We start from the raw sequence: 24,977 nt of genomic DNA on the forward strand, positions 1-24,977 counted from the left end.
CCCGCGTCGGCGGAGGCAAACGTTTGCACTTTTGTAAACAAACGTTACAACCGCGGCGTAAGCACACGCTACACTTGCAAATCGTAATTCTTCACATGGATATATGTCCGCGCCCACATTTTTCATCCACCCGCCAAAGAGCGGGGGATCGACCGTAATCTCGTTCTTCGACCTGAACAGAGCTAAAGATCAGTTCGTCGTGTTCGAGTGGGATAGAGAAGGCTGGGACAACTGCCGCAACAGATTACTCGAAACGCATATCGGCGGCGGACACCAATCGTACGGAATTCACAGGAGTTTGAAGACTCCCCTCGCCTATTGCACCGTTCTGCGCGACCCGCTTGCGCGCCACATATCGCATTACCGCTACGCGCTAAACGGGAAAAACGGCGAAGTCGCACGCGGTGCAAGCGTGTCGGCCACAGAGGCGCTCGTGCGTCGCGGCGCGCTTTCGCTCGATGACTGGGTGAGCGAGTCTCTGGGCGGCAAAAATATATTCGTGCAAATGTTGAGCGGGCATTCGGCGCCGGACGAACTGAGCCTGAGTATTGCCAAAGCCAACCTCCAGCATCATTTCAGCACGGTCGGCACTTGCGAAAACATGAGCGAATTTTTACTCCGGCTTTGCGCGAACACCGGACTGGAATTGCCGTTTTACTTCGAGACGAACCTAACGAGCGGTTCGTCGAAAGCACACGGCCCGTTGGCCGAAAGCGCGAAACAGAAATTCATTGACGACAATCGCCTCGATTACGAGCTGTTCGAGCATGTCAGGCGCGAAGTTAGCGCTGATGTGCACCGCTCGGGCAGCGTGTTCGCGAAAGCCCTCGAACTGGTCAATGAGATTCAGTCCGAGATCAATCAACTTGAAAATCCGTACCTGCATAAGTCGGTGGTGTTCGGATTCGACGAAGCCTTCCTCGCCCAGGTGCATGGCGTGATCGGCCGTTTTGACCTCGCACCGATCAACAAATACCTGCAATTCGCGCGGACCGGCGCGCAAACGCTTGCGGACATGTACGACGGGTTTGTCGACTCGGTGCGCGACGGCGTGATCTCCGGCTGGGTCGTGAATCTTAACCATCCGGAACAAAAGGTGCTGCTCGAAGTGCGCGTCGGCAGCGAAGTCATTGCCCGCGGCTCGAGCGGCGAGCCTCGGCCGGACGTTGCCAACGCGGGCTACCCCAGCGCCAACGCCGGCTTTTCGATCGCCTTGCCGCCGAGCGCGCCCGACGGATTTCATGTCGCTCTCGCCGATTCGGCGGAGCGGCTGCACAACGCCGGAGTATGGCGCCAAGGTTGGCACTGCGTTTAAGTTCAAGGAACAGGAATGACACGACTCAGCGGCCCGGTGCAACGCTTTCGCGGCGCTGTCACGCTTGCGGACAGAACGCGGGTTCTTCGTCAGAAGCCGGTTACGATCTGGCTGACGGGCCTTTCGGGCGCGGGCAAGTCGACCATTGCGTTCGAGCTGGAGCGGCAACTGGTGGAGCAAGGACATGCCTGCTACGTGCTCGACGGCGACAACGTGCGCCACGGCCTCGGCAACGACCTTGGCTTCGACCCGCACGACCGCCACGAAAACATCCGCCGCGTGGCACATGTCGCGCAGTTGATGAACGACGCCGGCCTTATCGTCATCACGGCACTTATTTCGCCGATGCAGGCTGACCGCGCGATGGCGCGCGACATTATCGGCGCCGGCAATTTCATCGAGACGTACCTGTCAGCGTCGGTCGCAACCTGCGCGCGCCGCGACCCGAAGGGGCTCTACGCGAAAGCGCTGGCCGGCGAAATTCCGGCGTTCACCGGCGTTTCGGCACCGTATGAAAAGCCGCTCGATCCCGAACTGGTTATCGACACGGCAACGCTCACGCCGAGCGAAAGCGTGGGCGGCATTTTCGACTATTTGCGCGAGCACTCTCTCGCGGTCGCGGCATAACCGGCAGCTGCATAACCGGCAGCTGCACAAGCAGGGGCCTGCAAAAACACGCAGCCAAAGAAAAACCCGCATTGCTGCGGGTTTTTCTTTGGCGATTTTTGGATGGCGCACCTCGCGGTGCGCTTTCCATAAGCTCCCGATTGAGCCTCTTTCGAAGTCCAACCGGGGAGCGGACACGCAATTACATGTCCATGCCCATGCCGCCCATGCCGCCGGGCATGCCGCCAGGCATCGGTGCATCTTCCTTCGGCAGTTCGCAAACAGCTGCGTCGGTGGTCAGCAGGAGACCTGCAACCGATGCTGCGTTTTGCAGCGCCGTGCGCGTGACCTTCGTCGGGTCCACGACACCTGCGTCAACCAGGTCGACGTACTCGCCGGTTGCTGCGTTGTAGCCGTAGTTGCCCTGGCCAGCAGCAACTGCCGCCACCACGACGCTGGCTTCTTCGCCGCCGTTCGTGACGATCTGGCGCAGCGGCTCTTCCATGGCGCGCAGCACGATCTTGATACCTGCGTCCTGGTCGGCGTTAGCGCCCTTCAGGCCGGCGATCGCCGTACGTGCACGGATCAGCGCAACGCCGCCGCCAGCAACGATGCCTTCTTCCACAGCTGCGCGCGTTGCGTGCAGTGCGTCTTCGACACGTGCCTTCTTTTCCTTCATTTCGACTTCGGTCGCAGCGCCAACCTTGATCACTGCAACGCCGCCTGCCAGCTTGGCAACGCGCTCTTGCAGTTTTTCGCGGTCGTAGTCCGAGGTCGCTTCTTCGATCTGCTTGCGCACTTGCTTGACGCGAGCTTCGATGTTAGCGGCTTCGCCTGCGCCGTCGATGATCGTGGTGTTTTCCTTGCCCACTTCGATACGCTTTGCCTGGCCCAGTTCAGCCAGCGTTGCCTTCTCGAGCGTCAGGCCGGTTTCTTCAGCGATGACCTGGCCGCCGGTCAGGATCGCGATGTCTTCCAGCATTGCCTTACGACGATCGCCGAAGCCCGGAGCCTTCACAGCAACGGTCTTCAGAATGCCGCGGATGTTGTTCACAACCAGCGTTGCCAGAGCTTCGCCTTCGACGTCTTCTGCGATGATCAGCAGCGGACGGCCAGCCTTGGCGACCTGTTCCAGAACCGGCAGCAGATCGCGGATGTTCGACACCTTCTTGTCGTGCAGCAGCACGAACGGGTTGTCGAGCACGGCGACTTGCTTGTCCGGGTTGTTGATGAAGTACGGCGACAGGTAGCCGCGGTCGAATTGCATACCTTCGACAACGTCCAGCTCGTCTTGCAGCGACTTGCCGTCTTCGACGGTGATCACGCCTTCCTTGCCGACCTTGTCCATTGCTTCAGCAATGCGCTCGCCGATCGACGTGTCGCTGTTTGCCGAGATCGCGCCGACCTGAGCGATTTCCTTGTTGGTCGTGCACGGCTTGCTGATCTTGCGCAGTTCTTCGATTGCGGCTGCGACAGCCTTGTCGATACCGCGCTTCAGGTCCATCGGGTTCATGCCCGATGCGACGTACTTCATGCCTTCGCGGACGATGGACTGAGCCAGGACCGTTGCGGTCGTGGTGCCGTCACCTGCGTTGTCGCTGGTCTTGGAAGCCACTTCCTTGACCATTTGCGCGCCCATGTTCTGGAGCTTGTCTTTCAGTTCGATCTCTTTTGCGACCGACACACCGTCCTTGGTGACCGTCGGGCCGCCGAAGCTGCGTTCCAGGACAACGTTGCGGCCCTTGGGACCCAGCGTGACCTTCACAGCGTTCGCGAGGATGTTCACGCCTTCGACCATCTTGGCACGGGCGGAATCACCGAATACGACGTCTTTAGCTGCCATCTTCTAACTCCTTGAATTCTTGAGATATAACCGGGGAAGTAGCGGCTTTGCGCTTACTTCTGCACCACGGCCATGATGTCTTCTTCGCGCATGACCAGCAGTTCGTTGCCGTCGACCTTGACGGTCTGGCCTGCGTACTTGCCGAACAGAACGCGGTCGCCAACCTTCACGTCGAGGGCGATTGCTGCGCCCTTATCGTCACGCTTGCCCGGGCCGACCGCCAGAATTTCGCCCTGATCCGGCTTTTCTGCTGCGGCTTCGGGGATCACGATGCCCGACGCGGTCTTGGTTTCTTGATCCAGACGCTTGACGATCACGCGATCATGCAAAGGACGAAGGTTCATACATACTCCTCTCTTGATTGAGACTGAAGAACGCTTGGAAAACCCGGCTGGCCGAGCCAACCGGCGAAGTTGTTAGCACTCTCGTGCAGCGAGTGCTAATTATATGGACGGGTGGTGACAAATTCAAGAAGGGATGCGGGGGCGGTCCAGATTCATTCAGCCCTGAACTTTATTCCCCTCGGCCTGAACTGTATGTGTGCGGGGCAACGCGAAAACATCCAGCAGGAACAAGGATTTATGGCTCCGCAATCGCCGGGATGCGAAGCAGCCGCTGCTCCTGCGGCACGGTTTCTGACGTGCGGCAATGCAAACGGCGCAAGTCAGTGGAAACCCTGGAAATCCGAGATCAGCGCGACTGAGCCAGTGAAGACTCGGCGATGGACAATGCACGGAGCCGTGCGCGATCGGCGAGTCCCGCCCCCTGTGCGCCACACCTCTCATATTTGTAATGGGGACCCGGCGAGATATCGTTGAGCCGTCGTTATCAGTCGAACTTGACCAGGTCCTTGAAGATCAATTGCCCCCAGCTTTTCCCCCGCGCATGGACAAGCCACCCGCCTTCTGAAAGGTCGCCAAGTTTGATTGGCGCAAAACCCAGATTTTCCGCGAGCGCGCCGACGTCAGTTGCGGCGCCGTCATCGTCGCTCGCCAGGAACACGACTCTCCTGCCACCGTGTACCGCCGGGTCCTGATCAAGGACGGCAGCAACGAGATGATTGAAGCCTTTCACCAGCCTCGCGCCGGCGAACGCCTTCGCGACGAACGCAGAGGACGGAAGACCGCCCAGCTCCTCGATCGGAGCCTGCGTGTTCATCGCGTCGACGATGGTCTTGCCCTTCCAGTCAGGCAGTGCTTTTGCGACGTTCGGATGCGACTCAAAACGTACTGCCAGAAAGATAATGTCAGCCTCGACGGCTTCCGCCAGAGTCTTGGGAATAATCGTCGGTCCGATCGCGGCCGCATCGGCTGCAAAGCTTTGCGGATCGCGCGTGGTTGCCACGGCTACTTCAATGCCCTTGCGGGCAAACGCCCGGGCCAGTGCCTGGCCGATCTTGCCAAAGCCGATGATTGCGTAACTCATGTTTTCTCCTTCTTTCGCGGCGCGCTCACAGCTTGTAACCGCCGCTCGGTTCAATTGTTTGGCCTGTCACCCAATGAAAGCCGTTTTGCCTTCTAGCAATTGGCCCAGTTGATCTTCTCTTCAAAGTTGCGCGAGGCCACCGTCGACGGCCACCTCGCTGGCGGTCATAAAGCTGCTGTCCGACGACGCAAGAAAGGCGGCGACTGCTCCGATTTCTGCCGGATCGGCCATGCGCTGGAGCGGATTGAGCGACGCGAATAGCTTCATGCCCTCCTCGCCTAGCGCTTCCTTCGCGAGTTCGGTCGCGGTCGGCCCGGGCGAGAGCACGTTCACCCGGATACCGGTGCCCTTCAGGTCTTCGGCCCACGTCCGAGCGAGGTTGCGCACGGCCGCCTTACTCGCGCTGTAGGCGCTGAAGGCCGGCGCGCCCGTGGTGCCGGCACTCGATCCGGTCAGGATGATCGAACCGCCCCGGCTCATCAGTGGCAGTGCCTTCTGGACCGTGAAGATCGAACCCTTCACATTGGTATCGAAGATTTCGTCGATGTGCTCCACGGTGATCTCGCCGAGTGGAAGCTGGCTCCCCGCGCCCGCGTTCGCAAAGACGATGTCGAGGCTGCCGCGCTCTGCCTTCACCGCTGCGTAGAGCCGGTCTAGGTCGGCGAGATCGCAGACCGAACCCTTCACCGCGCGGGCATTGGGCCCGAGGCCGGCCACAGCGGCGTCGAGTGCTTCCTGCCGGCGCCCGAAGATAAAGACAAACGCGCCCTCCTCTATGAAGCGCTCGGCCGCGGCGCGTCCGATGCCGGTCGCGCCGCCGGTGATCACCGCAGTCATTCCATCAAGTCTGTTCATGTGCATGCATCCCTGGAAACAAAAACGAGAACCCGATTCTCGGACTCTTGATTCATAAAGCCAATTGACTAAAAATCTATAACTGCCATCTAGTTTTTGGATAACCATGCTTGACAACGTCACCATCAACCAGCTCCGGGCCTTTGTCGCCGTGTGTGACGAGGGAAGCTTTTCCGGCGCTGCACGTGAGCTGAGACGCGCACAGTCGGCGATCAGTCACGCGATCAGCGCGCTCGAGAATGCCTTCGACGTGGTGCTGTTCGAGCGCAACACGCGCAAAGCGACGCTCACGGCCGCGGGCCGCAGCCTGCTGCCGGATGCTCGCGGCGTGATCTCCCGCACTGAGGAAATGAAAATGCGCGCGGCTTCAATTGCTGACGCCGGGGTCCCCCAGGTCTCGATTGCCGTGGATACCTATTTCCCGCGTGCGCATCTGATTGAATGCTTGCGTACCCTGCAGGCGGACTTTCCAACGGTGGCCATCAATCTGCGCATGACGACCATGCAGGGCGGCGAGCGTCTGGTACTCGAAGGCACGTGCGCATTGGCAGTGACGATTACCGACGTGCCGGAACTAAGCCCAGCCACGATAGAACGCGAGCATTTATGTGACGCGCAAATGGTGACCGTCTGTGCGCCATCGCATCCGCTTGCCGCAATCAGCGGGGCGATTCCACGAGAGGAATTTGGCCGGCACGTCCAGCTCGTCGTCACCGACAATCAGCCCGATGCGCAGAAGACACAACAGGGCGTAGTCAGTGAACGCCAGTGGCTGGTGAACGACCTTGGCGCGAAGCACGATCTGCTCAAGGGCGGCTTGTGCTGGGGCCACATGCCGCGTCATATGGTTGACGAAGACCTTGCGAACGGCACGCTCGTCGAACTTAAACGGCGCGCGTGGCACATGCGTCCTCTCACCTTCATGATCTCGCAGCGGCGCGGGCACGCTATGTCTGAATGCGAGGCACGGCTCGTCGAGCGGCTTGGCGATCGCGGGAGTTGCCCGAAGGGTGCTGTGCGAAGTGCGGTCGCAGACGATACGAAGAGAGCCGGGAAGGCTGTCAACAAGCCTGCGAAACAATTAGTACGGCTTGGCAATGCTCGGCGGTCAGTTCAAACTCGGGGTGGTTCAGTCGGGTAACCCAACTCGCGGATTGTCGCCTTGATGCGCTTGCCAAGCTTCGGGTACAGCTCGACCGCGCGAACGCGGTCTTCGTATGAATACATGGACTACCTCCAAAGTAGTCCAGGATTCTGTTCGCATCCCCGGTGGGTCAAGACTGCGTGAAAATCAGCATTGAAACGCAAGGACGACTAACGGGCCGGAGTTGCCGCCAAGCCTTATTGCGTGCCTTCAGCAGCGGAAATTACATTAGCGTCATCCAGGAACAGGGGCAGCGTTTTTAACGGACTTCGACAGCAGCCCGGTCGCCACATATGGCATGGTGTACTCGACTCCTTGAGCCTTCGCGCCTCACCGTCCTCGAAACACGGGCGGACGCTTTTCAACCGAAGCCCGAGTCGCTTCGCGCGCGTCCTCGGTGTACATCAGCCTGGTGCTGTAGCTCTGCTCATGCTCATAGCCAGCCTCCAGCGCCATCGACTCGATATCGTTAAGCGCCTGCTTTGCATAGCGCAAGCCGGGCGGACTTTTCGCTGCGATCTTCGACGCAAGCTCAAGCGCGGTCGGCATCAGTTCCTCCGACGCGACGACCTGATCGACAAGCCCAAGCCGGAAGGCTTCCTGTGCGCTGATTGGCTCGCCCGTAAAGTACATGCGCCGCAGCGCGCCCTGCGGTATCAACCGGCCATGATGTGCCGCACCGCCGCAACGACCCACGTTAATCTCCGGCGTACCGAAGCGCGCATGGCTCGCCGCAATGCGGATGTCGCAAACCGTCGCGAGCACGGAGCCCGCACCGAGCGCCGGACCGTTGATCGCCGCAATCACGGGAATCGCACAGCGATAGACCGCCGAAAACGTCCGACGCACAATCGCGGCGCGCTCGGGATCATCCTCCGGCTTCGCGGCGAGGAACTCGTTCAGATCAAGGCCCGCACAAAACGCACGTTCTCCCGCGCCAGTGAGCACCGCGCAATGGACGTCGAGTTCCGTACCCAGTTGCTGGAACAAATCGGCGATTTCAGCGTATAGCGCGATGGTCAGCGCGTTGACAGGCGGACGGTCAAGCGTAACGATCGCCACGCCATCATGTTTGTCGAGCTTGAGCGACATGAAGAGGATTCCTTTTTAAGTGTCTGTGCCGAAATGGTAAATAGATCTCTCCTGCTACTCCTCGAACCGGTAGATCCGGGCGGGGTTCTCCACAAGGATGGCTTGCCGCAGCGCGGGGTCGTCTACCCAGCGCTGGAACGTATCGAGTAGCGCCCCTACATCTGGCGCTTGATCGTCCATACGCACGAACGGCCAGTCGGAACCCCAGACGAGTTGCTGCGGATTGGCTTCGACGAGGCGATCATGAAATGGCCGCAGATCGTCGTAGTCCGGCACCAGTTTCGACACGCGGCACAGCGCGAGTTTCACAGCAATACGCCCTTCGCGCAGCAGCGCGAGCACGTTCGCGAAGTGATGGTGCTTAACGCCGAGCGCCGGATCGAAGCAGGTCATATGCTCGAACACGACCGGCAATCCGGCTTTCCCAAGGCGTTCGGCGATGGCCGGCACGTCCGCGCAGCGCGCCCAAACCTGCGCGTGCCAGCCCAACGCCCGGATACGGCTCGCCAGCGCGAGCGCCGTGTCGACACCTACGCTGCCCGCAAATGGCTTGCCGGTTTGCGGGCTCGGCATTTCGTTGAAGCGCAACGCGCGCACTCCGCTCGCATCCAGTGACTCAAGCGTCGCATCGCTAACGTCCTCACGCGTCACGGCCACGCCGCGAATTCTGCCCTGTCCTGCGCGTAGCGCAGCCACGAGCGCGGCATTGTCGATACCATATGGCGCGGGCTGGACCAGCACACCGCGGCCTGCGCCAACCGTGTCGAGCATCTCGAGGTACGTTGCCGCGGGCGCGAGCGGTGGCGGGTAGCTCGACGGCGTGGCGAACGCGAATGCATCGTAAGGACCGAACACATGCGAATGCGTATCGCAGGCGAGCGCAGGCAACGCTTCGTGTGGCGCGCGCGGCATTTTCGCCGGTACCGTCTCGTGAGGACGCAGCGGATCGGCCTGCGCCTTAAGGGAATCATTCGCCATCGCCGGGCTCCGTGCTGCGCATCGAGTCGCGCTCGGCGAATTGCGCATGCCATGCGGCAAGCGCCGGCCGCCCCTCTCTCCATTGCAGATCAGGCAGACGAAAATCGTAGTACGCGAGAACACACGCAATCGCGATATCGCCAATCTGAATCGAGTCCAGCCGCAAGTTCGGCGCGAGCGTTTCGAGCGCATCAAGCGAAGCCGCCGACTTCGCGGCAAAACCGTCCAGCCATTGCGCGCGCCGCTGTACTTCAGGCTTGTTGCGCTCCTGCCGCCACAAGAGCAGGATGTCGAGCAGCCCGTCAGCGAAAGCCTGCTGCTGAAGCGCGACGAAGCGCTCGCGTCCCTCGGCTGGAAAAAGCCGCTTGCCATCGTGCAGCGTATCAAGGTACTCGCAGATCACCGACGAATCGAACAGCGCGAGTCCATCGTCGAGCACGAGCGTGGGCAGCTTGCTCAACGGGTTGTCGCGCATGAGCGCAAGATTCGGCGTGTCCATCGCGACCGGCGAGCGCACGCGCGTGAGTTGCGGCGCGACGCCGGTTTCGAGCGCGCAGACCATGACCTTGCGAACGAACGGCGAACGCGGTGAATAATGAAGTTTCATCGAAGCGATCCTTCTGACGGCAATCTGACACCTGCTCGTGGCAGCCGAAAAACAGCAAGCCCTGAATAGGTCAATTATATGTTCTTTTAGCCTATTGGCCGTGCAAAAAGCTTTTCGGTGAAAACCCTGGCGCGCCGAACGCCAGGGCGCGCGCGAACCGCTACAGCGCGACCTTGATGTCGAGTCGCACGACGTCGCCGCGATACACCCCGTTACCGACGAAAACGATCGTCCCGTTGGCGTCGGTCGCGGTCCGCCACGCGTGCGCTACCGGCGCATTGAGCGGAATCTCCAGCATGCGCGACAGTTCGACGTCGGCGGCGCCGATGGTGATGGTCTGCTGAATTTCGCGCAATTCCAGATCGGGCATGTCGCGCAGAATGCGCATCGTGGTGTGCTGCTTGAACGCCGATTTGGGGATGCGCCGGGTCAATCGCTCGTCGATGTAGGCATCGCCGAGATAATAGGGCTGCCCCTCGCGCGAATGGCGCCGGCGCCAATGCTGATAGGAAGGCGCCAGTTGCCCGCCGGTGTGCAGCACGCTGCCGGGCATCACGCCCTTTTCGTGCTTCAGGATTTCGATGCTTGCGCCTTCTGCGGCCAGCAGCAACCCTGAAAGGTCGGTAGGGACTTCGCACCACAACGCGCTCTGTGGCTTCTGGATAACGAATGTGCCCTTCGCGCGGAAACGCTCGATGAGCTTCTCGTCTTCCAGCAGCCCGAGCGCCTGACGCACCGTTGCACGCGCAACGGCGCACTCCTCGGCCAGTTCGTCCACCGTTGGGATCTGTTCGCCTACCGGCCACTGACCCGCTTCGATCCGCCGCCGGAAAAGCGTCGCAAGCTGGATGTATCGAGCCACGCCGCTCAGGCTGAAATCGATGACGGGTTCGCTGACGGTTGCCTCGTGACTCATTGCTGCTCCGGGTTTGATCGTATGCCGCTGGCACGCGGCGCGTCCCGCTAGTGTAATGCAAAGAATCAGTGAACCAGACTACTGACCTTTACCGATTTCCGGGGCCTCCCGCGACATCGCTCGACGCCGGTTCGGCCGCCACCGCCGGCGCCAGGGTCGGCAACGACTCGTGCGCGGCGTTGACATGCGCGAGCGGCGCAAGTGGCGGCTGCACGCCGTCCGGCAACGGGATGTCATGCACGTTAAGCGTCATCGACACCAGTGTGTAGTACCCGATCACCGCGCCCAGTTCGACCACGCCAACATTGCCCCAGCGCGCCATCACGCGCTGATAGATCTCCTCTTGCACGTTGCCCGACTGCTGTAGCTGTCGCGCGAATTCATAGACGTCGGCCTCTTCCTGATCGGCAAAGCGCGGAGCCTCGCCCTCGCGTATCGCGTCGAGCACCGCTGAGCCGATGCCTGCGCGCTTTGCCGCGTCGGCGTGAATGTGCCATTCCAGCTGGCTGTTCCAGCGACGCGCCGTGACCACGATCGCCAGTTCCGTCAAACGCGCCGGCAGACTCGTGCCGTACCGCAGTATCGCTCCGAAACGTTGCCAGCAGTCGGCCAGTTCCGGCCGGTGTAGCGCCGCGCGCAGCGGGCCGACCACGGTGCCGCGCGGGCCGTCCACGACTGCGCGATAGACGCGCTCCTGTTCGGCAGTCATCAAGTCCGGATTAAAAAGGGGAATGCGAGCCACGTTCAGTCCTTCATGAAGCGATATTGGAAACAGTGATGCAGAGTTCTCATGATGCAACCTTCAACTCCCGGCAATGCCCAGTTCACGCAGCACCTCGTCCGTATGCTGACCTAGCGTCGGCGGCGCACGGTCGAACGCCAGGGGCGCATTGCGCAACCGGATCGGACTGACGACCTGCGGGACCGTGCCCGACACCGGATGAGGCAAATGACGCAACATCTCGCGATGCCTTACCTGCTCATCCTCGAAGACCATGGGGATCGTGTTGATCGGACCGCACGGCACAGCAACCGCTTCAAGCTTCGCAAGCCATACCGCGAGGTCGTCGGCGAGTAGCGCCTCGCGGATGATGGCGAGCAGCTCGGGCAAATTGCGCACGCGCTGCGCGTTAGTGGCGAAACGCTCGTCGACGGCAAGTTCGGTGCGTGCAATGACCTCGCAGAACTTCCGGAACTGACCGTCATTGCCCACGGCGAGCACCAGATGGCCATCGCGGCACCTGAACACATCCTGGGGCTGAATGTTGGGATGACGATTGCCGCTACGGCCCGGCACTTTGCCGGACACAAGATAGTTCATCGCCTGATTGGCGAGGAACGCGACCTGCACGTCGAGCATCGCAATGTCCACGTGTTCACCCTCGCCTGTCTCGGCGCGCCGCGCAAGCGCCGCGAGCACGCCGATCGTCGCATACATGCCCGTCATGATGTCGACGATCGGCACGCCCACTTTCTGCGGGCCGCCGCCAGGCAGGTCGTCGCGCTCGCCCGTCACGCTCATCAGACCGCCCATTGCCTGGATCATGAAATCGTATGCGGCATGTCCGGCCTTGGGTCCGTCCTGACCGAAACCAGTGATCGAACAGTAGATCAGATCGGGCTTCACGACCTTCAGATCGTCGTAGCCCAGGCCGTAGCGTTCGAGCGTACCCGCCTTGAAATTCTCCAGCACCACATCGCACTGCGCGGCAATGGCGCGCACGGTTGCCTGACCCTCGGGCGTCGCAAGATCCACGGCGACCGAGCGTTTGCCGCGATTGACCGCAAGAAAGTAGCCCGATTCCTTCGACGGCGTGCCGTCACTTGCCTGCAGAAACGGAGGTCCCCAGCTACGCGTGTCGTCGCCCGCACCGGGCCGTTCGATCTTGATGACGTCGGCGCCCAGGTCCGCGAAAATCTGGCCGCTCCAGGGCCCCGCCATGATGCGGCTGAGGTCGAGTACGCGAATGTGAGAAAGAGGTGCTGTCATATCGTTGGGTGGTACGTGGCCGGTTGAGTCCGTCAAATAGTCCGCGTTTCGCGCAGCGCCGCGATTTCGCAGGCGTCGAGTCCCAGCACTTCGCCGAGGATCTCGTCGGTGTGCTCGCCGAGCAAAGGTGGCGCGCGCCGATACTGAATGGGTGTCTCGGAGAATTTCACGGGATTCGCGACAAACGCCATTTCGCCGATGGCGGAATGCGCGATCACGCGACGCATCTCGCGATGCACGACTTGCGGATTGGAAAAGGCCTGCGCGAAGTCATTGATCGGACCGCAGGGAATCCCGCTTGCTTCGAGCACGTCGATCCAGTGACGTACTGTGCGCGGCGCGAGTTGCGCCGCAATGAGCGGGATCAGCTCGCCGCGGTGCGCGGCCCGTTGCGGGTTGGTCAGGAAGCGCTCGTCGGTCGCGAGTTCCGGTCGCCCGATTGCCGCTGCGAACTTGCGAAATTGCCCGTCGTTTCCCACCGCCACCATCAGATCGCCGTCGCTGCAGCTAAACGCCTGATAAGGGCAAGTGATCTCCGAACTGGTGCCGAGGCGCGGCGGCTGGCGGCCCGAGGCGAACCAGTTCTGAGCCATGTGAGAAATCGCGCCGATCTGCGCGTCGAGCAGCGCGATATCGATGTGCTGCCCAACCCCCGACACCGTGTCGCGATGATGAAGCGCCGCCAGCGTCGCTGCTGTCGCGTAGAACCCGGCGGTGAGGTCGGACACCGCGTAGCCCACCTTTTGCGGGCCCGCGCCGGGCTCGCCATCGGGCGCGCCGGTCATCGCCATCAATCCGCTCATCGACTGGAAGATCGGATCGTAGCCGGGCCTGCTGCTATACGGCCCCGTCTGACCGAAACCGCTGATCGAGCAATAGACGAGCCGTGGATTGATCTCACGCATCGCCTTGTAGCCGAGACCGTAACGATCCAGATCGCCGGCCTTGAAGTTCTCGATCAGCACATCGCACTTCGCTGCAAGCTTGCGCACGAGATCCTGACCGGCTGGCTGCGCGAGATCGATCGTGATCGAGCGTTTGCCCCGATTCATCGCAACGAACGACGACGTTTCCGTCGTTGCCTCGCCCGCCGCGTCGCGCATCCTGAAACCCTGGTGGCGGGTATCGTCGCCGTGCACCGGCCGTTCGACCTTGATCACGTCCGCGCCGAAATCGGCGAACATCTGCCCAACCCAGGGGCCCGAAAAGACGCGGCTCATATCGAGCACGCGCAAGCGCGACATCAGTTGGTTCACATGTCCTCCTTTACACGGGCAGCCGCAGCACCTGGCGCGCGAGAATGTTGCGCTGGATCTCGTTGCTGCCGCTAAAGATCTTGGCCGCCATTGCGTTGAAGAGCGGCGCGTGGATATGCACCGGCTGCGACCCCGTGCTCACTGCCTGCTCGCACATGGCCGATTCCGCTGCCGCTTCGTTGAGCAGCATCGCGACGCGTTCGTGCGTTTCGGTCGCCCAGATCTTGAGCCACGACACTTCCACCGGCAGCGTTTCGCCGCGCTTGACCGTGTCCGCGAAACCGCCATACGCCGACACCAGATCGGCGACGTCGAGCTGTGCGCTCGCATATGCGTCGACCCACGCGGGATCGGCCAGCAAGCCACGCGATTCGGCGAGTTCACGCAGTTGCGCAAGAGCGTGCTGCGAATGCTTCGGACTCCCGGAGAAAAGACGTTCGAAGCCGAGCAACTGCTTCGCGATGTCCCAGCCGCGATGCAACTCGCCCACGAGATTGCCTTTGGGCACGCGAACATCGTCGAAGAAGACTTCACAGAACTCCTCGTCGCCCGCGATCGTCTGAATGGGCCGCACTGTCACGCCGGGGCTTTTCAGATCGACGAGCAGAAAGCTGATGCCTTCCTGCTTCCTGCCGCTGTTGTCGGTGCGCACGAGCATGAACATGTGCGTCGCGTCCTGCGCGAGCGTCGACCACGTTTTCTGCCCGCTCACGATGAACGAGTCGCCGTCGAGCAACGCGCGAGTGCGCAGCGACGCGAGGTCGGAGCCGGCATTCGGCTCCGAATAGCCCTGCGCCCACACATGTTCGCCGGAAAGGATCTTCGGCAGGTATTGCGCGCGTTGCGCATCAGAACCGTAGCGGATCAGGATCGGACCGAGCATGATGAGCCCCTGATCGGGCGGACGTCCGACGCCAAAGAGTTCCTGTTCCTCGATCCACGCGATGAGCTTGTCCGGTGGCAATGCCATGCCGCCGAACTCTTTAGGCCACGCCGGTGCAATCCAGCCCTGCTCGGACAGCGTGCGATACCACGGCGCGATCTCATTCCAATGCAAGCGCCGCGGAAAGTAGCGCAATGCTTCGGGATAGTGGGCCGAGAAGAATGCCCTCACCATCTGCCGGAATTGCGCTTCGGGCATCGCGTCCCAATCCGCGTCGCGCGGAAAGTCCGTGGGCGGCGTCGTGCCCGTCGCGTCGCGTCGCATCTGCCGGCCGGCTGGACGCAACCTGAAATACCGGGCACGGTGAGCGCGCTCATTGCCAAGCCACGCCGAGAGCGCGATCGCTCGCTTGAGCCACGGTCCGATCGGCCCTTCTTCCGTGTAACCGATCGCGCCGTGCAACTGCACCGCAAGACGCGTGACCCACAACGCTGCCTGAGCGCTGCGCGCCTTCGCACGGCTCGCCGACGAGGCCAGTTCAGAACGCACTTGCCTATCGGCTGCCGCCGCGTCGCGCAGCGCCGCGGCGGCCAGTTCGGTCTGGATATAGCCGTCCACGAGACGGTGCTGGAGTGCCTGGAACGAACCGATCGCGCGCCCGAACTGCACGCGAGTACAGGTGTAGTCGATGGTCGCTTCCAGAGCCGCACGCGCAATGCCCAGCAGTTCCGCTGCCTGCGCGATACGGGCGATGTCGAGCGCCCGCGCAAGCGTGTCCAGAACCTCCTCACCCTCCATCAATACCTGCGTCGCCTGCACTGTGCAGCGTTGCAAATGGAGCGTGCCGAGCGAAGCGCCGTCGATACCTCGTGAACCCTTTAACTCGATACCGCTCGTATCGGCCGCAAGCCAGACGAGCGTCAGACCTTCGCTGCCGTTAGCCAGTACGACCCAGCCGTCCGCACCGACGAGCGGCGTGACGAAGTGCAGCGTCCCATCAAGCACTATTGTGTCGCCGTCGCGCCGATAGCGCGTGGGCGAATCGGCCGATGGTTCAAGTTGCCCGATACCGTGTTGCCACGCAATTCCGACCACCGATTCGCCGCTCACAACCGCCTCGATCAGCGCTTGCGCCGCACCGTGTTCGCTCACCGCAGCCAGCACCGCGCCCGTGAGCACTGCCGCCGCAACGAATGGTTCGGGCAACGCGGCCCTGCCCGCTTCCTCCGCGATGGCAATGACTTCTGGTACACCGAGACCGAGACCACCCGACTGCTCGGGGATAAGCATTGCCGTCCAACCCGCTTCGGCCATTTGCTTCCATGCATCGCGGTCAAGCGCGCCATTGCCCGCCAGCAACGCCGCGCGCCGGCGTGCCACATCACCGCGAGCAATGAGATCTCTCGCGCTGTCTTTGAAGGCCTGTTGCGTTTCGCTATCCATCCGTCATGCCCCTGTCCTGCATTCACGCGTCGCATTTTGGACCGTCGACCGGCGCGGCGCTGCCCGTAAAAACCCTATAGGTCATGTTATTGACTTTTAAGTCGCGTGAATCTTTAATGCAGCTGTCGCGGCCTCGAGCATGCCAGGCCGCCCATTACAATTATTCGGAAGACAGGAGACAGTTAGTGACCACCCCGACCTCAGCGCCCTCGTGCACGCTTTCGCACATACGTCCTGACAAGGGCGCGGTCTATCGCAAGCTGTTGTGGCGCTTGATGCCTCTGCTGATGGCGCTTTATGTGGTCGCGTTCATCGACCGCTCGAACGTGGGCTTCGCCAAGCTGAGCTTCCTGCACGATCTGCAGCTGTCGGATGCGGTTTTCGGCTTGGGCGCGGGCATCTTCTATGCGGGCTACATGCTGTTCGAGATCCCGAGCAACCTCATGCTCGCGAAGGTCGGCGCGCGCAAAACCTTCGTTCGCATCATGGTGCTCTGGGCGATCTGTTCGGCGGGACTCGCTGGCATGACGGGGCAGAATTCGTACTATCTCTGGCGTTTTCTGCTGGGCGCATCGGAGGCCGGACTGTTCCCCGGCATCCTGCTGTATCTGACGTACTGGGTGCCGAGCGCACGTCGCGCGCGCTTCACCGCGCTTTTCATGGCTTCGATTCCGATTGCGGGCGCGATCGGCGCGCCGCTTTCCGGTTTGATCATGCACACACTGGATGGCGTCTATGGCTTGCGCAACTGGCGCTGGCTGTTTCTGATCGAAGGGATGCCACCGCTTCTGCTCATTTTCGCGGTGCTGCGCTGGCTTCACGACAGTCCGTCGAAGGTATCGTGGCTCTCGGCTGAAGAAGTCGCCATCATCGAACGTGACTTGCGTGCCGATCGCGAAGCGCAAACGCCGCACGCCCACAAGTCGTTCGGAGCAGCGCTGCGGTCCCCGCGTTTCTATCTGCTGACGGGCATGGGCGTAGCGCTGCTTGCCGGTACGGCCAACGTGTTCTTCTGGCTGCCTACCATCATCAACAAGACCGGCGTGAGCGACTTGTGGACCGTGGGCGCACTGTCGGCGCTGCCGTTCGCGATCGGCTTTGTCTGCCAGTACTGGGTCGCGCGTCACTCCGACGCGCGCAATGAGCGGCGCTGGCATGCGGCCATTCCGGCCATTGCGGCGGCTATCGGTTGGGCAACGTTGCCGCTTGTCGCGTCGAGCCCGGCCCTCTCTGTGGCCGCCCTCACGCTCACCGCAGCCGGCACTTTCGCGGCAATGGGCCCGTTCTGGTCGATGCCGGCGCTCTACCTCAGCAAACAGGCGGCCGCCGGGGGCATTGCGTTGATCAGCACGCTCGCCGGATTGGGCAGCCTCGTGAGCCCGGCAATCGTTGGCTGGCTCAATCAGACCACACATACGCTCGCCGCCGGCCAGTACTATCTCGCCGCGCTGATGCTGTTCGGCGCTGTAACCGTCATCGCGGTTGGTCGACATGACAAGGTACATCGCAATCACATCGCCTGACCCCAAGTCCGGCTACCCCCGCGATCCCTGAGAGCGCGCTCGGTACGCCCATTTCGTAGCACCACTTCTATCGTTCGACCGCCACGCGGCCGCGCCACAGGCACGGTCGCGTCCGTGCTCGCCGAAACATGACCTATAACGGAGACAAATCATGAAAAAGAACCTGTCAGCGCTTATCGTGCTCACCTCAGCGGGGATGCTGTGTTCGAGCGCGCATGCGCAAAGCAGCGTGACGCTCTACGGCATCATCGACGTTGGATTGAACTATCAATCAAACGCATCAGGTGGGCGCCTTTTCGCCATGACGAGCGGTGTGAACCAGGGCAGCCGGTTCGGCCTGGTTGGCAGCGAGGATCTTGGCAGCGGCCTCAAGGCAATCTTCCGGCTCGAAAACGGCTTCGACGTGACGAACGGCAAGCTCGGGCAAGGGGGGTTACTCTTCGGCCGGCAAGCGTATGTGGGGCTCTCCGGACGCTATGGCACGCTCACCTTCGGCCGGCAATACGACACGTTGATCGACTTTGTGGGCCAATATTCGGTGAGCAACCAGTGGGGTGGCTATATCTCCGCGCACCCTGGCGACCTCGACAATTTCAACTACAGTTTCCGCAGCAACAATTCGGTCAAGTTCACATCGGAAAACTACGGCGGATTCTCGTTCGGGACGCTTTATAGCCTCGGCGGCGCTGCCGGTGATTTCACGCGCAACCAGATCTGGTCACTCGGTGCGGGCTATAACCATGGGCCGTTTTCGATTGGCGCAGCATGGCTCAGCGTGAGAAATCCGAACACGAGCCTGTTCGGCGCAAACTCGTCGACAACAGCGACCGCGGCAGCGGCGAATGCGTCTTCGCCCGTTTTCCGCGGGTTTCTTTCGGCGCACTCGTACCGGGATATCGGTGTGGGCGCATCCTATACGCTCGGTGCTGCAACCTTTGGCGCGACCTATTCGAACATCAGCTTTCGCGGAATGGGCGACCTCTCGTCAGGCCCCAACCCCTTCGGGTATACGGGCAATGCAACTTTCGACAACGCCGAAGTCAACTTCAACTATAAGCTGACTCCCGCGTGGATGGCCGGCATCGCATACGACTACACGAAGGGACACGCGAACAACGTGAACGAAGGAGCGACATATCACCAGGTCGAGGCGAGTACCCACTACTTTCTCTCCAAACGCACTGATGTCTATCTCTCTGGAATCTGGCAGCACGCTTCCGGTACGGACTCAACCAACAAGCCAGCGGTCGCAGCGATAAATGTGCTCACCCCGTCGTCTTCGAACAATCTGGCTGTGGTTCGCGTCGGTATGCGACACAAGTTCTGATAGACATGGGGTGGTGCATTTCGATGCGCCCGCTGTCTGCCACCGTCTGTTGCGAAGTCAAGCGGCCGCTTGACCCGTGCCTACTGCGCCGCGCCGGCCTTCAATCAGAGCCCGCCGAAAGCCCCAGATATTGGAACCCGAAAGTACTGTTCGCATCGACGAGAGTACCCAGCGCGCCCACCGACTCGAGCACATCCACCGTGTTTCGACGCTGTGATACGAAACGCCACGTCGGCTGCAGCGCGGGCACGGTGGGCCCGCTGCTCGCCTGACGCAGCGCCGCCAGCAGCTCAACGCGATCAGGCGAATGTGCGACAAAACCCTCGTTCGACACCCCGGCATGACTGATACCCAGCAACGCACACACCTGCTGCTTGATGGGGACGTCACTCGCGTCGGCATCGCGCGATTGCTGGATCAGAGCGAGCATGTCGGAATCGACCAGCTTGCCGGCGCGCAGCAGTGGCGACGACCCCGGCGTCCAGGATTCAGGCGGACACATCTTGTGCTCCGGCACGAGCGCGATGAATGGATTGATTTCCGCCGGATAGATGCGGCATACCAGCGGCCTTTTCTGGTAGATACCGCAGCGCATGTCGGGGCGAAGGTTCGGGCATGGGCCCGCATGCGTGCCCGCGAAAATGACCACTACTCTCGCCGGCAACGACCCGCTCATCGCGGCAAACGAACGGCGACGCTTTTGCGCAGCCTGAAGATTGTCGGCGGGCGGCTCTTCCGGCCACGGCAAGGCCTCGCAGAGAATCTCCACGTCGTTGCCGGCTTCGAGCCAGGCAACCGCCTCGCTTGCCGTCAGCGGCAAACGCAGATCGTGGCAACACTTGCCGCACATCGTGCACTTGAAATCGATATCCATGTCTCATAGCCCTTGCGTCGCGCGACGCGGTCCAGTTGTGTTGCTTCATGGCCGGTCGGCGCCTGGGAGCGCGTCCGCCCTCTCGTTGCGTGGCAACAAGCTGAAGCAGTCGGAGTTAGTCGCGCGAACGCCGTCCGCCTTACAGGCCATACGGATTTTTTTTCGTCTCGCAGTTCTGGGACAGTGTCATGCCCGATTTTGGGTTTGCGCCGCTTACACTTCGCTGACTGTCGTGGCGCCGTTGCGCCGCGCGGCCCACACATGCAAACCGGTACCTCTGCATTAACGGCACGCACTCCCTGGCGCTGAAATTCGGGAACAGCGTGTGCTGGACTTGAACGGCCGGCATCGACTCCGGTGTCGATCACGGTTCACCCATTGGAGGCCGATATGAAGGAAGTCGAGCAGCGTGCGTCAGCGGACAGCGTGCCGCTGACCGCCGCGCCTGTTTCAGCCGGTGGCGAGGGGCCCGGCGTGCATCTGCGGGAGATTGCCTCGTTCGCGCACCAGGTGACCGGCGTCGCCGTTGCAGACGATGGGCGCGTATTCGTCAATTTTCCACGCTGGACCGAGGACGCCCCGATCTCCGTCGGCGTACTTACCCCGGATGGCGACGTCCGCCCGTATCCGGACGACCGCTGGAACAGCTGGCGCAACGCGAAGCGCGATCAGATGGACGCGGCCCAGCACTGGGTCTGCGTGCAGGCGATGTTGTGCGACACGCAGGGCAATCTGTGGGTGCTCGATCCGGGCGCGCCCGCGCAGTCGTTCGTCGTGCCGTCCGCGCCGAAGCTGGTTCGCATCGACCTGGCCACCGACCGCGTTGCGCAGTGCATTGCATTCGACTTCGACATCGCGCCTCAAGGCAGTTACCTCAACGACATCCGCGTAAGCGCGGACGGCCGAGTCGGCTACATTACCGACTCGGGGACGCAAGGCGCAATTGTCGTGGTCGATCTCGTGACAGGAAACGCGCGCCGCGTGCTAGACGGTCATCCCTCCACGCAGATGGACGCGACTGTCACCGTTCACGCAGGCGGGGTTCCGCTCAGGCGGCCCGATGGCCGCGGCGTCGAATTCTCGGCCGACGGCATTGCGTTGAGTCGCGACGGACGCTACCTGTACTGGCAAGCGGTGAAAGGAAAGACGATCTACCGCGTGCCGACCGAGGTTCTCGACGATGCATCGCTTTCTGCGGACGAGGCCGGCAATCATGTCGAAAAAGTGCTCGAGCATGGCCCTGCGGACGGGCTGCATTTCGACCGCCACGGGCGGCTGCTCATTACCGCGGTCGAGCAACATGCAATCAAGGTCTGGGACGGCGAGACCCTTGCCACACTCTTGCACGAGCCCGGCCTGATCTGGCCGGACACGATGGCCGAAGGTCCCGACGGTTCCATCTATCTGACCGACTCGCGAATTCCCGAGATGAACTGGTTCAAGCCGGGCCATCCCGACGCGTTGCCCTCGCGCCTGCTGATGATCGAAGGTATCACTCGCGATAAGGGTGCTGGCTGACGAACTCGAGCAAGGTCTCGCGAAAGTGCGAAGCGGCCGGGCTCTGCAGTTCCCGCCGAGTGACGAGATGCAACGGCGCGCGGAATGTATGGTCGCCGGCTACGCGGCAATAACGCACGCTTTCCTGATGGTAACGGTGCATGGAAGCCGGAACGAGCGACACGCCACCGCCCGCCGCGACGAGATTGATTGCCGTCACCATGCGTGGCACTTCTTCCACGACGTGAGGCTCGAACCCTTTCGCTTCGCAAGCGCGAATAAAGTCCGCATACATGCCCGGTGCGCCGGGCCGCCGCACGAAGATGAACGATTCCTTGGCCAGCTGTTTGAGCGGCACTGCACGGTTACCGATCAACCGATGCCCGACGGGCAGCACGAGCAACATGCGCTCCTCGGCCAGCAGTTCGAAACGCAATTCAGTGGGCGTGTCGACAGGTTTGCGAAGAATCGCCGCGTCCGCGCGATCGTTCAACATCATTTCGATAATCTCGGCCGCATTCACCTCATTCATTTCGATCGCAATCTCGGGGTACATCTCGCGAAAGTTGCGGATAGCGGTGGGCGTGAGCGGGTGAAACGCCGCCGAACTCGTGAGCGCGACGCGCACCGTGCCGATCTGTCCTTGCGCCACCCGGCGCGCATGAACAACGGCGTTATCGAGTTCAAGCAGCACTGAGCGTGCGCGCGCGGCAAAGGTTTCGCCGGGCGCCGTCAACGTAACGCCGCGCGGTTGCCGCATGAAGAGCGCGAAGCCCAGTTCCTGTTCGAGCTCCTGAATCTGTTGGGATAACGGCGGTTGCTGGATATGCAGCCGGGCGGCGGCGCGCGTGAACTGGCCTTCTTCGGCAACCGCGAGGAAATAACGCAGATGTCTCAATTCCATGCTTCGTCCGCTATATGTGTTAAATATGGCAACCGTGCCTCATATGTATTTTACATTGGGGATATGGGCACGTAGTCTTGATCCACAAGCAGAAGACAGGCAAAGGAGACACATGCAAACCGTTTTGCAAGCCGGCATCCCCGCGTCGGGCACAGCGCCGCTCAGCCGTTCGCAGATGCGCCGGGCGGTGCTCGCGTCGGTCATCGGCAATGGTCTGGAGTGGTTCGACTTTCTTATCTACGGCTATTTCGCCAAAACCATCGCGCAGGTGTTTTTCCCGGTCGGCAACGGCTTCGTGTCGATCACGCTGACGCTCGCCACTTTTGCCGTCGGCTTTGTGGTGAGGCCGCTCGGCGGCGTCGTGATCGGCGCATGCGCGGATCGCTATGGGCGGCGCAAGACCCTGTCGCTGCTGATTCTTCTGATGGCGGCAAGCACGCTGATGATGGGCCTCACACCAGGTTACGCGAGCATTGGGATCGCGGCGCCGCTGCTCGTGATCGTCGCGCGCGTACTGCAAGGGCTCTCCGTCGGCGGCGAGTTCGCGACTGCCGCCGCGATGCTGACGGAATACGCACCGCCCGGGCGCAAGATGTTTTTCGGCAGCTTTCAGATGACCTCGCAGGCCGTGGCGTTGCTGCTGTCGTCGCTGTGCTCGTTCGTGCTCACTACACAGCTTTCGCACGCATCGCTCGTGGCGTGGGGCTGGCGCGTGCCGTTCCTGCTCGGCGCGCTGGTGGGGCCGGTGGGCTTCTACATCCGGCACAAAGTCGGGGAGTCGCCGGAATTCGTGCAATTGCGCGAGCGCCTCGGGCATGCACCGCGCCAGTCGCTGCGCACCTTCGCTCGCGAGCACGGCGATGCGGCGCTGTGTGCGATGGGCGTGATTATCGTTGGGGCCGCAACCAATTATTTGTGGCACTCGTACATGCCGCTCTATGTCGAGCGTCAGTTGCATCTGCCGCTGAAGAATGCGCTATTTGGCACGGCCATTTCAGGCTTGATCGGCATTGTCGGTTATCCGCTAGCCGGGCGTCTCGCCGACCGCTACGGCGCCTACCGGCTGTTCTTTCCCGTGACGATCGTCTGGGTGCTCGCCGCGCGGCCGCTCTTCGCGTGGGTGCTCGCCGCGCCGACGCCTGAACGTGTGTTCGCCGCGCAAATGATTGCGACTGTCGTGCTCAGTTTCATGTCCGGCGCGCATCCCGGCATGCTCACGCAGTTGTTCCCCACGGCTACGCGTTCGACGGGCGTTGCGCTCTCTTACAACCTCGCGGTCACGCTATTCGGCGGTCTTGCGCCGCTCACGGTGTCCACGTTGATCGACGTTACCGGCTCGCGCATCGTGCCCGCGTGGTACCTCATCTTTGCGGGCATCGTCTCGTTGCTGCTGGTCGGCTTGACGGCTTCGGGGCGGCGTTTGCGCCGCGAGCCTGACCGCTGGCCGGGCGACGGAGCATGAGTGTCGGGATGAATGCTCTCATGAATAACCAGGTGCGGCCGCGCAACGAGGTGCCCGTCAAGGTCGTCGCGGATGAACGGCTGATCGTGTCGACGTCACGCGGCGAAGCCAAAGTGCCGCTTTTCACGGGAGGCAGCACGACGCCGGTCGAAGCGACACAAGTCGTGGTCATGTTGCACGGCAGGCTGCGTGATGCCGACGCCTATCTTCTTTCGACGCAGCGTGCGCTCGCCTCGTCCACGGTGGAAGCGAACAATGTGATTCTCGCAGTGCCGCAGTTTCTCGCGACGGCCGACGTGGAGCACCACCGTTTGGGCGACGACATGCTGCATTGGGAATGGACTTCGTGGATGGGCGGGCTCGACGCAATAGGCCCGGCACCGCTCAGTTCGTTCGATGTGCTCGACGCGCTGATCGAACACTACGCGCATGACGTGCACACCGGCCGCTTTCCGAACGTACGCGAGATCGTGATTGCTGGCCATTCCGGCGGCGCGCAGGTCGCCCATCGTCACGCGATACTGAGCGACGCTGCAGCGCGATGCGCGGTTCGCAATGTGCACGTGCGTTATGTGATCGCCAATCCTTCTTCGTATGTGTATTTCGACGCGTGGCGTCCGCAGGATCATAGCGTTGCTTGCGCCGGCTTCAATGACTGGAAATACGGCACACAGCGGCTGCCTCGCTATGCGGATGGACGCGATCCGCAATCGCTCGAGCGCCGCTACATGGATCACGACGTGACGTATCTGCTCGGCACCCATGACAACGATCCGGCGCATCCGGCGCTCGACCGTTCATGCGAAGCGATGCTGCAAGGTCCGCATCGGCTCGCGCGAGGCCGGGCCTACTACGCATATTTGCAAGCACGGCGTCCGCAGTTGCGGCATGAGTTGCATGAAGTACAGGGCGCTGGGCACAGCGGCGACGCGATGTTCGTATCGCAGCCGGGCGTACGCGCATTGTTCGGCACAGCCGCGCGGCTTGTTGAAACTGACGTCGTTCAGCAAGGCGGCGCGCTCGAATAGCAGTCAATT

Annotated in this window: 22 protein-coding genes; 8 read left to right on the forward strand and 14 right to left on the reverse strand. The window is 61.8% G+C overall.

Annotated elements, in window-relative coordinates:
• Positions 1–103 precede the first annotated feature (103 nt).
• Positions 104–1,315: a chondroitin 4-O-sulfotransferase gene (locus tag JNB89_RS16150; protein WP_220362905.1), complete on the forward strand. Its 1,212-nt coding sequence runs from the start codon at positions 104–106 to the stop codon at positions 1,313–1,315.
• Positions 1,316–1,330: 15 nt separating this feature from the next.
• Positions 1,331–1,942: an adenylyl-sulfate kinase gene (cysC, locus tag JNB89_RS16155; RefSeq protein WP_220362906.1), complete on the forward strand. Its 612-nt coding sequence runs from the start codon at positions 1,331–1,333 to the stop codon at positions 1,940–1,942.
• Between the two features lie 181 nt (positions 1,943–2,123).
• On the opposite strand, the gene groL is transcribed toward cysC, so the two are convergent.
• From groL to JNB89_RS16175, 4 genes are all read right to left on the reverse strand, one after another.
• Positions 2,124–3,764 carry a chaperonin GroEL gene (gene groL, locus JNB89_RS16160; RefSeq protein WP_013338351.1) on the reverse strand — a complete coding sequence of 547 codons (1,641 nt, stop codon included), beginning with the start codon at positions 3,762–3,764 and terminating at the stop codon, positions 2,124–2,126.
• Positions 3,765–3,817: 53 nt separating this feature from the next.
• The gene (gene groES, locus JNB89_RS16165) at positions 3,818–4,108 is read right to left on the reverse strand and encodes a co-chaperone GroES (RefSeq protein WP_008923887.1); all 291 of its coding nucleotides are present in this window, start codon (positions 4,106–4,108) and stop codon (positions 3,818–3,820) included.
• 484 nt (positions 4,109–4,592) lie between these two features.
• On the reverse strand, positions 4,593–5,189 hold the full coding sequence (locus tag JNB89_RS16170; protein WP_220362907.1) for an NADPH-dependent F420 reductase: 597 nt from the start codon (positions 5,187–5,189) through the stop codon (positions 4,593–4,595).
• Positions 5,190–5,309: 120 nt separating this feature from the next.
• Positions 5,310–6,044 carry an SDR family NAD(P)-dependent oxidoreductase gene (locus JNB89_RS16175; protein WP_220362908.1) on the reverse strand — a complete coding sequence of 245 codons (735 nt, stop codon included), beginning with the start codon at positions 6,042–6,044 and terminating at the stop codon, positions 5,310–5,312.
• A 106-nt stretch (positions 6,045–6,150) separates the two neighbouring features.
• Between JNB89_RS16175 and JNB89_RS16180 the strand changes: the two genes are divergently transcribed.
• Complete coding sequence (locus tag JNB89_RS16180; RefSeq protein ID WP_220362909.1) at positions 6,151–7,185, forward strand: LysR family transcriptional regulator; 1,035 nt, start codon at positions 6,151–6,153, stop codon at positions 7,183–7,185.
• Positions 7,186–7,518: 333 nt separating this feature from the next.
• On the opposite strand, the gene JNB89_RS16185 is transcribed toward JNB89_RS16180, so the two are convergent.
• The 8 genes from JNB89_RS16185 to JNB89_RS16220 all read right to left on the reverse strand — a co-directional run bounded on the left by JNB89_RS16185 (position 7,519) and on the right by JNB89_RS16220 (position 16,353).
• A complete protein-coding gene (locus tag JNB89_RS16185) occupies positions 7,519–8,280 on the reverse strand; it encodes an enoyl-CoA hydratase-related protein (RefSeq protein WP_220362910.1) in 762 nt (253 codons plus the stop codon).
• 54 nt (positions 8,281–8,334) lie between these two features.
• Positions 8,335–9,258, reverse strand: coding sequence for an amidohydrolase family protein (locus JNB89_RS16190; RefSeq protein WP_220362911.1), 924 nt, complete (start codon positions 9,256–9,258; stop codon positions 8,335–8,337).
• Positions 9,248–9,865 carry a glutathione S-transferase family protein gene (locus JNB89_RS16195; RefSeq protein ID WP_220362912.1) on the reverse strand — a complete coding sequence of 206 codons (618 nt, stop codon included), beginning with the start codon at positions 9,863–9,865 and terminating at the stop codon, positions 9,248–9,250. The genes JNB89_RS16190 and JNB89_RS16195 overlap by 11 nt, the downstream gene beginning before the upstream one ends.
• Before the next feature lie 160 nt (positions 9,866–10,025).
• Entirely contained in the window at positions 10,026–10,781 is a 756-nt protein-coding gene (locus JNB89_RS16200) for a GntR family transcriptional regulator (protein ID WP_013338281.1), read from the reverse strand.
• Between the two features lie 88 nt (positions 10,782–10,869).
• Complete coding sequence (locus tag JNB89_RS16205) at positions 10,870–11,523, reverse strand: carboxymuconolactone decarboxylase family protein (protein ID WP_220362913.1); 654 nt, start codon at positions 11,521–11,523, stop codon at positions 10,870–10,872.
• Positions 11,524–11,583: 60 nt separating this feature from the next.
• On the reverse strand, positions 11,584–12,771 hold the full coding sequence (locus JNB89_RS16210) for a CaiB/BaiF CoA transferase family protein (protein WP_220362914.1): 1,188 nt from the start codon (positions 12,769–12,771) through the stop codon (positions 11,584–11,586).
• Between the two features lie 32 nt (positions 12,772–12,803).
• The gene (locus JNB89_RS16215) at positions 12,804–14,027 is read right to left on the reverse strand and encodes a CaiB/BaiF CoA transferase family protein (protein WP_220362915.1); all 1,224 of its coding nucleotides are present in this window, start codon (positions 14,025–14,027) and stop codon (positions 12,804–12,806) included.
• A 10-nt stretch (positions 14,028–14,037) separates the two neighbouring features.
• The gene (locus JNB89_RS16220; RefSeq protein WP_220362916.1) at positions 14,038–16,353 is read right to left on the reverse strand and encodes an acyl-CoA dehydrogenase; all 2,316 of its coding nucleotides are present in this window, start codon (positions 16,351–16,353) and stop codon (positions 14,038–14,040) included.
• Between the two features lie 185 nt (positions 16,354–16,538).
• On the opposite strand from JNB89_RS16220, the gene JNB89_RS16225 reads away from it, so the two are divergent.
• The gene (locus tag JNB89_RS16225) at positions 16,539–17,876 is read left to right on the forward strand and encodes an MFS transporter (protein WP_220362917.1); all 1,338 of its coding nucleotides are present in this window, start codon (positions 16,539–16,541) and stop codon (positions 17,874–17,876) included.
• Between the two features lie 151 nt (positions 17,877–18,027).
• Complete coding sequence (locus tag JNB89_RS16230) at positions 18,028–19,203, forward strand: porin (RefSeq protein ID WP_220362918.1); 1,176 nt, start codon at positions 18,028–18,030, stop codon at positions 19,201–19,203.
• A 100-nt stretch (positions 19,204–19,303) separates the two neighbouring features.
• Here JNB89_RS16230 and JNB89_RS16235 read toward each other — a convergent pair whose 3' ends face one another.
• The gene (locus JNB89_RS16235) at positions 19,304–20,077 is read right to left on the reverse strand and encodes a YkgJ family cysteine cluster protein (protein WP_220362919.1); all 774 of its coding nucleotides are present in this window, start codon (positions 20,075–20,077) and stop codon (positions 19,304–19,306) included.
• A 390-nt stretch (positions 20,078–20,467) separates the two neighbouring features.
• Here JNB89_RS16235 and JNB89_RS16240 point away from each other — a divergent pair, with 390 nt between their 5' ends.
• The gene (locus JNB89_RS16240; RefSeq protein ID WP_220362920.1) at positions 20,468–21,595 is read left to right on the forward strand and encodes an L-dopachrome tautomerase-related protein; all 1,128 of its coding nucleotides are present in this window, start codon (positions 20,468–20,470) and stop codon (positions 21,593–21,595) included.
• Here JNB89_RS16240 and JNB89_RS16245 read toward each other — a convergent pair.
• Positions 21,570–22,478, reverse strand: coding sequence for a LysR family transcriptional regulator (locus JNB89_RS16245; RefSeq protein WP_220362921.1), 909 nt, complete (start codon positions 22,476–22,478; stop codon positions 21,570–21,572). The genes JNB89_RS16240 and JNB89_RS16245 overlap by 26 nt on opposite strands.
• Positions 22,479–22,590: 112 nt before the next feature.
• Here JNB89_RS16245 and JNB89_RS16250 point away from each other — a divergent pair, with 112 nt between their 5' ends.
• Positions 22,591–23,940 carry an MFS transporter gene (locus JNB89_RS16250; RefSeq protein WP_220362922.1) on the forward strand — a complete coding sequence of 450 codons (1,350 nt, stop codon included), beginning with the start codon at positions 22,591–22,593 and terminating at the stop codon, positions 23,938–23,940.
• Positions 23,937–24,968, forward strand: coding sequence for a hypothetical protein (locus JNB89_RS16255; RefSeq protein WP_220362923.1), 1,032 nt, complete (start codon positions 23,937–23,939; stop codon positions 24,966–24,968). Before JNB89_RS16250 ends, JNB89_RS16255 begins: the two co-directional genes overlap by 4 nt.
• The last annotated feature ends 9 nt before the right edge of the window (positions 24,969–24,977 follow it).

The organism is Paraburkholderia phenoliruptrix (genome assembly GCF_019511605.1).
Taxonomy (GTDB): domain Bacteria; phylum Pseudomonadota; class Gammaproteobacteria; order Burkholderiales; family Burkholderiaceae; genus Paraburkholderia; species Paraburkholderia phenoliruptrix_A.

Excerpts from the sequence above, each read along its gene's own strand:
- groES (WP_008923887.1), bottom strand. The coding sequence starts at position 4,108 with ATGAACCTTCGTCCTTTGCATGATCGCGTGATCGTCAAGCGTCTGGAT.
- cysC (WP_220362906.1), top strand. The coding sequence starts at position 1,331 with ATGACACGACTCAGCGGCCCGGTGCAACGCTTTCGCGGCGCTGTCACG.
- JNB89_RS16255 (WP_220362923.1), top strand. The coding sequence starts at position 23,937 with ATGAGTGTCGGGATGAATGCTCTCATGAATAACCAGGTGCGGCCGCGC.
- JNB89_RS16195 (WP_220362912.1), bottom strand. The coding sequence starts at position 9,865 with ATGAAACTTCATTATTCACCGCGTTCGCCGTTCGTTCGCAAGGTCATG.
- groL (WP_013338351.1), bottom strand. The coding sequence starts at position 3,764 with ATGGCAGCTAAAGACGTCGTATTCGGTGATTCCGCCCGTGCCAAGATG.
- JNB89_RS16190 (WP_220362911.1), bottom strand. The coding sequence starts at position 9,258 with ATGGCGAATGATTCCCTTAAGGCGCAGGCCGATCCGCTGCGTCCTCAC.
- JNB89_RS16245 (WP_220362921.1), bottom strand. The coding sequence starts at position 22,478 with ATGGAATTGAGACATCTGCGTTATTTCCTCGCGGTTGCCGAAGAAGGC.
- JNB89_RS16185 (WP_220362910.1), bottom strand. The coding sequence starts at position 8,280 with ATGTCGCTCAAGCTCGACAAACATGATGGCGTGGCGATCGTTACGCTT.
- JNB89_RS16250 (WP_220362922.1), top strand. The coding sequence starts at position 22,591 with ATGCAAACCGTTTTGCAAGCCGGCATCCCCGCGTCGGGCACAGCGCCG.
- JNB89_RS16150 (WP_220362905.1), top strand. The coding sequence starts at position 104 with ATGTCCGCGCCCACATTTTTCATCCACCCGCCAAAGAGCGGGGGATCG.
- JNB89_RS16175 (WP_220362908.1), bottom strand. The coding sequence starts at position 6,044 with ATGAACAGACTTGATGGAATGACTGCGGTGATCACCGGCGGCGCGACC.
- JNB89_RS16230 (WP_220362918.1), top strand. The coding sequence starts at position 18,028 with ATGAAAAAGAACCTGTCAGCGCTTATCGTGCTCACCTCAGCGGGGATG.
- JNB89_RS16240 (WP_220362920.1), top strand. The coding sequence starts at position 20,468 with ATGAAGGAAGTCGAGCAGCGTGCGTCAGCGGACAGCGTGCCGCTGACC.
- JNB89_RS16235 (WP_220362919.1), bottom strand. The coding sequence starts at position 20,077 with ATGGATATCGATTTCAAGTGCACGATGTGCGGCAAGTGTTGCCACGAT.
- JNB89_RS16200 (WP_013338281.1), bottom strand. The coding sequence starts at position 10,781 with ATGAGTCACGAGGCAACCGTCAGCGAACCCGTCATCGATTTCAGCCTG.
- JNB89_RS16170 (WP_220362907.1), bottom strand. The coding sequence starts at position 5,189 with ATGAGTTACGCAATCATCGGCTTTGGCAAGATCGGCCAGGCACTGGCC.
- JNB89_RS16210 (WP_220362914.1), bottom strand. The coding sequence starts at position 12,771 with ATGACAGCACCTCTTTCTCACATTCGCGTACTCGACCTCAGCCGCATC.
- JNB89_RS16220 (WP_220362916.1), bottom strand. The coding sequence starts at position 16,353 with ATGGATAGCGAAACGCAACAGGCCTTCAAAGACAGCGCGAGAGATCTC.
- JNB89_RS16180 (WP_220362909.1), top strand. The coding sequence starts at position 6,151 with ATGCTTGACAACGTCACCATCAACCAGCTCCGGGCCTTTGTCGCCGTG.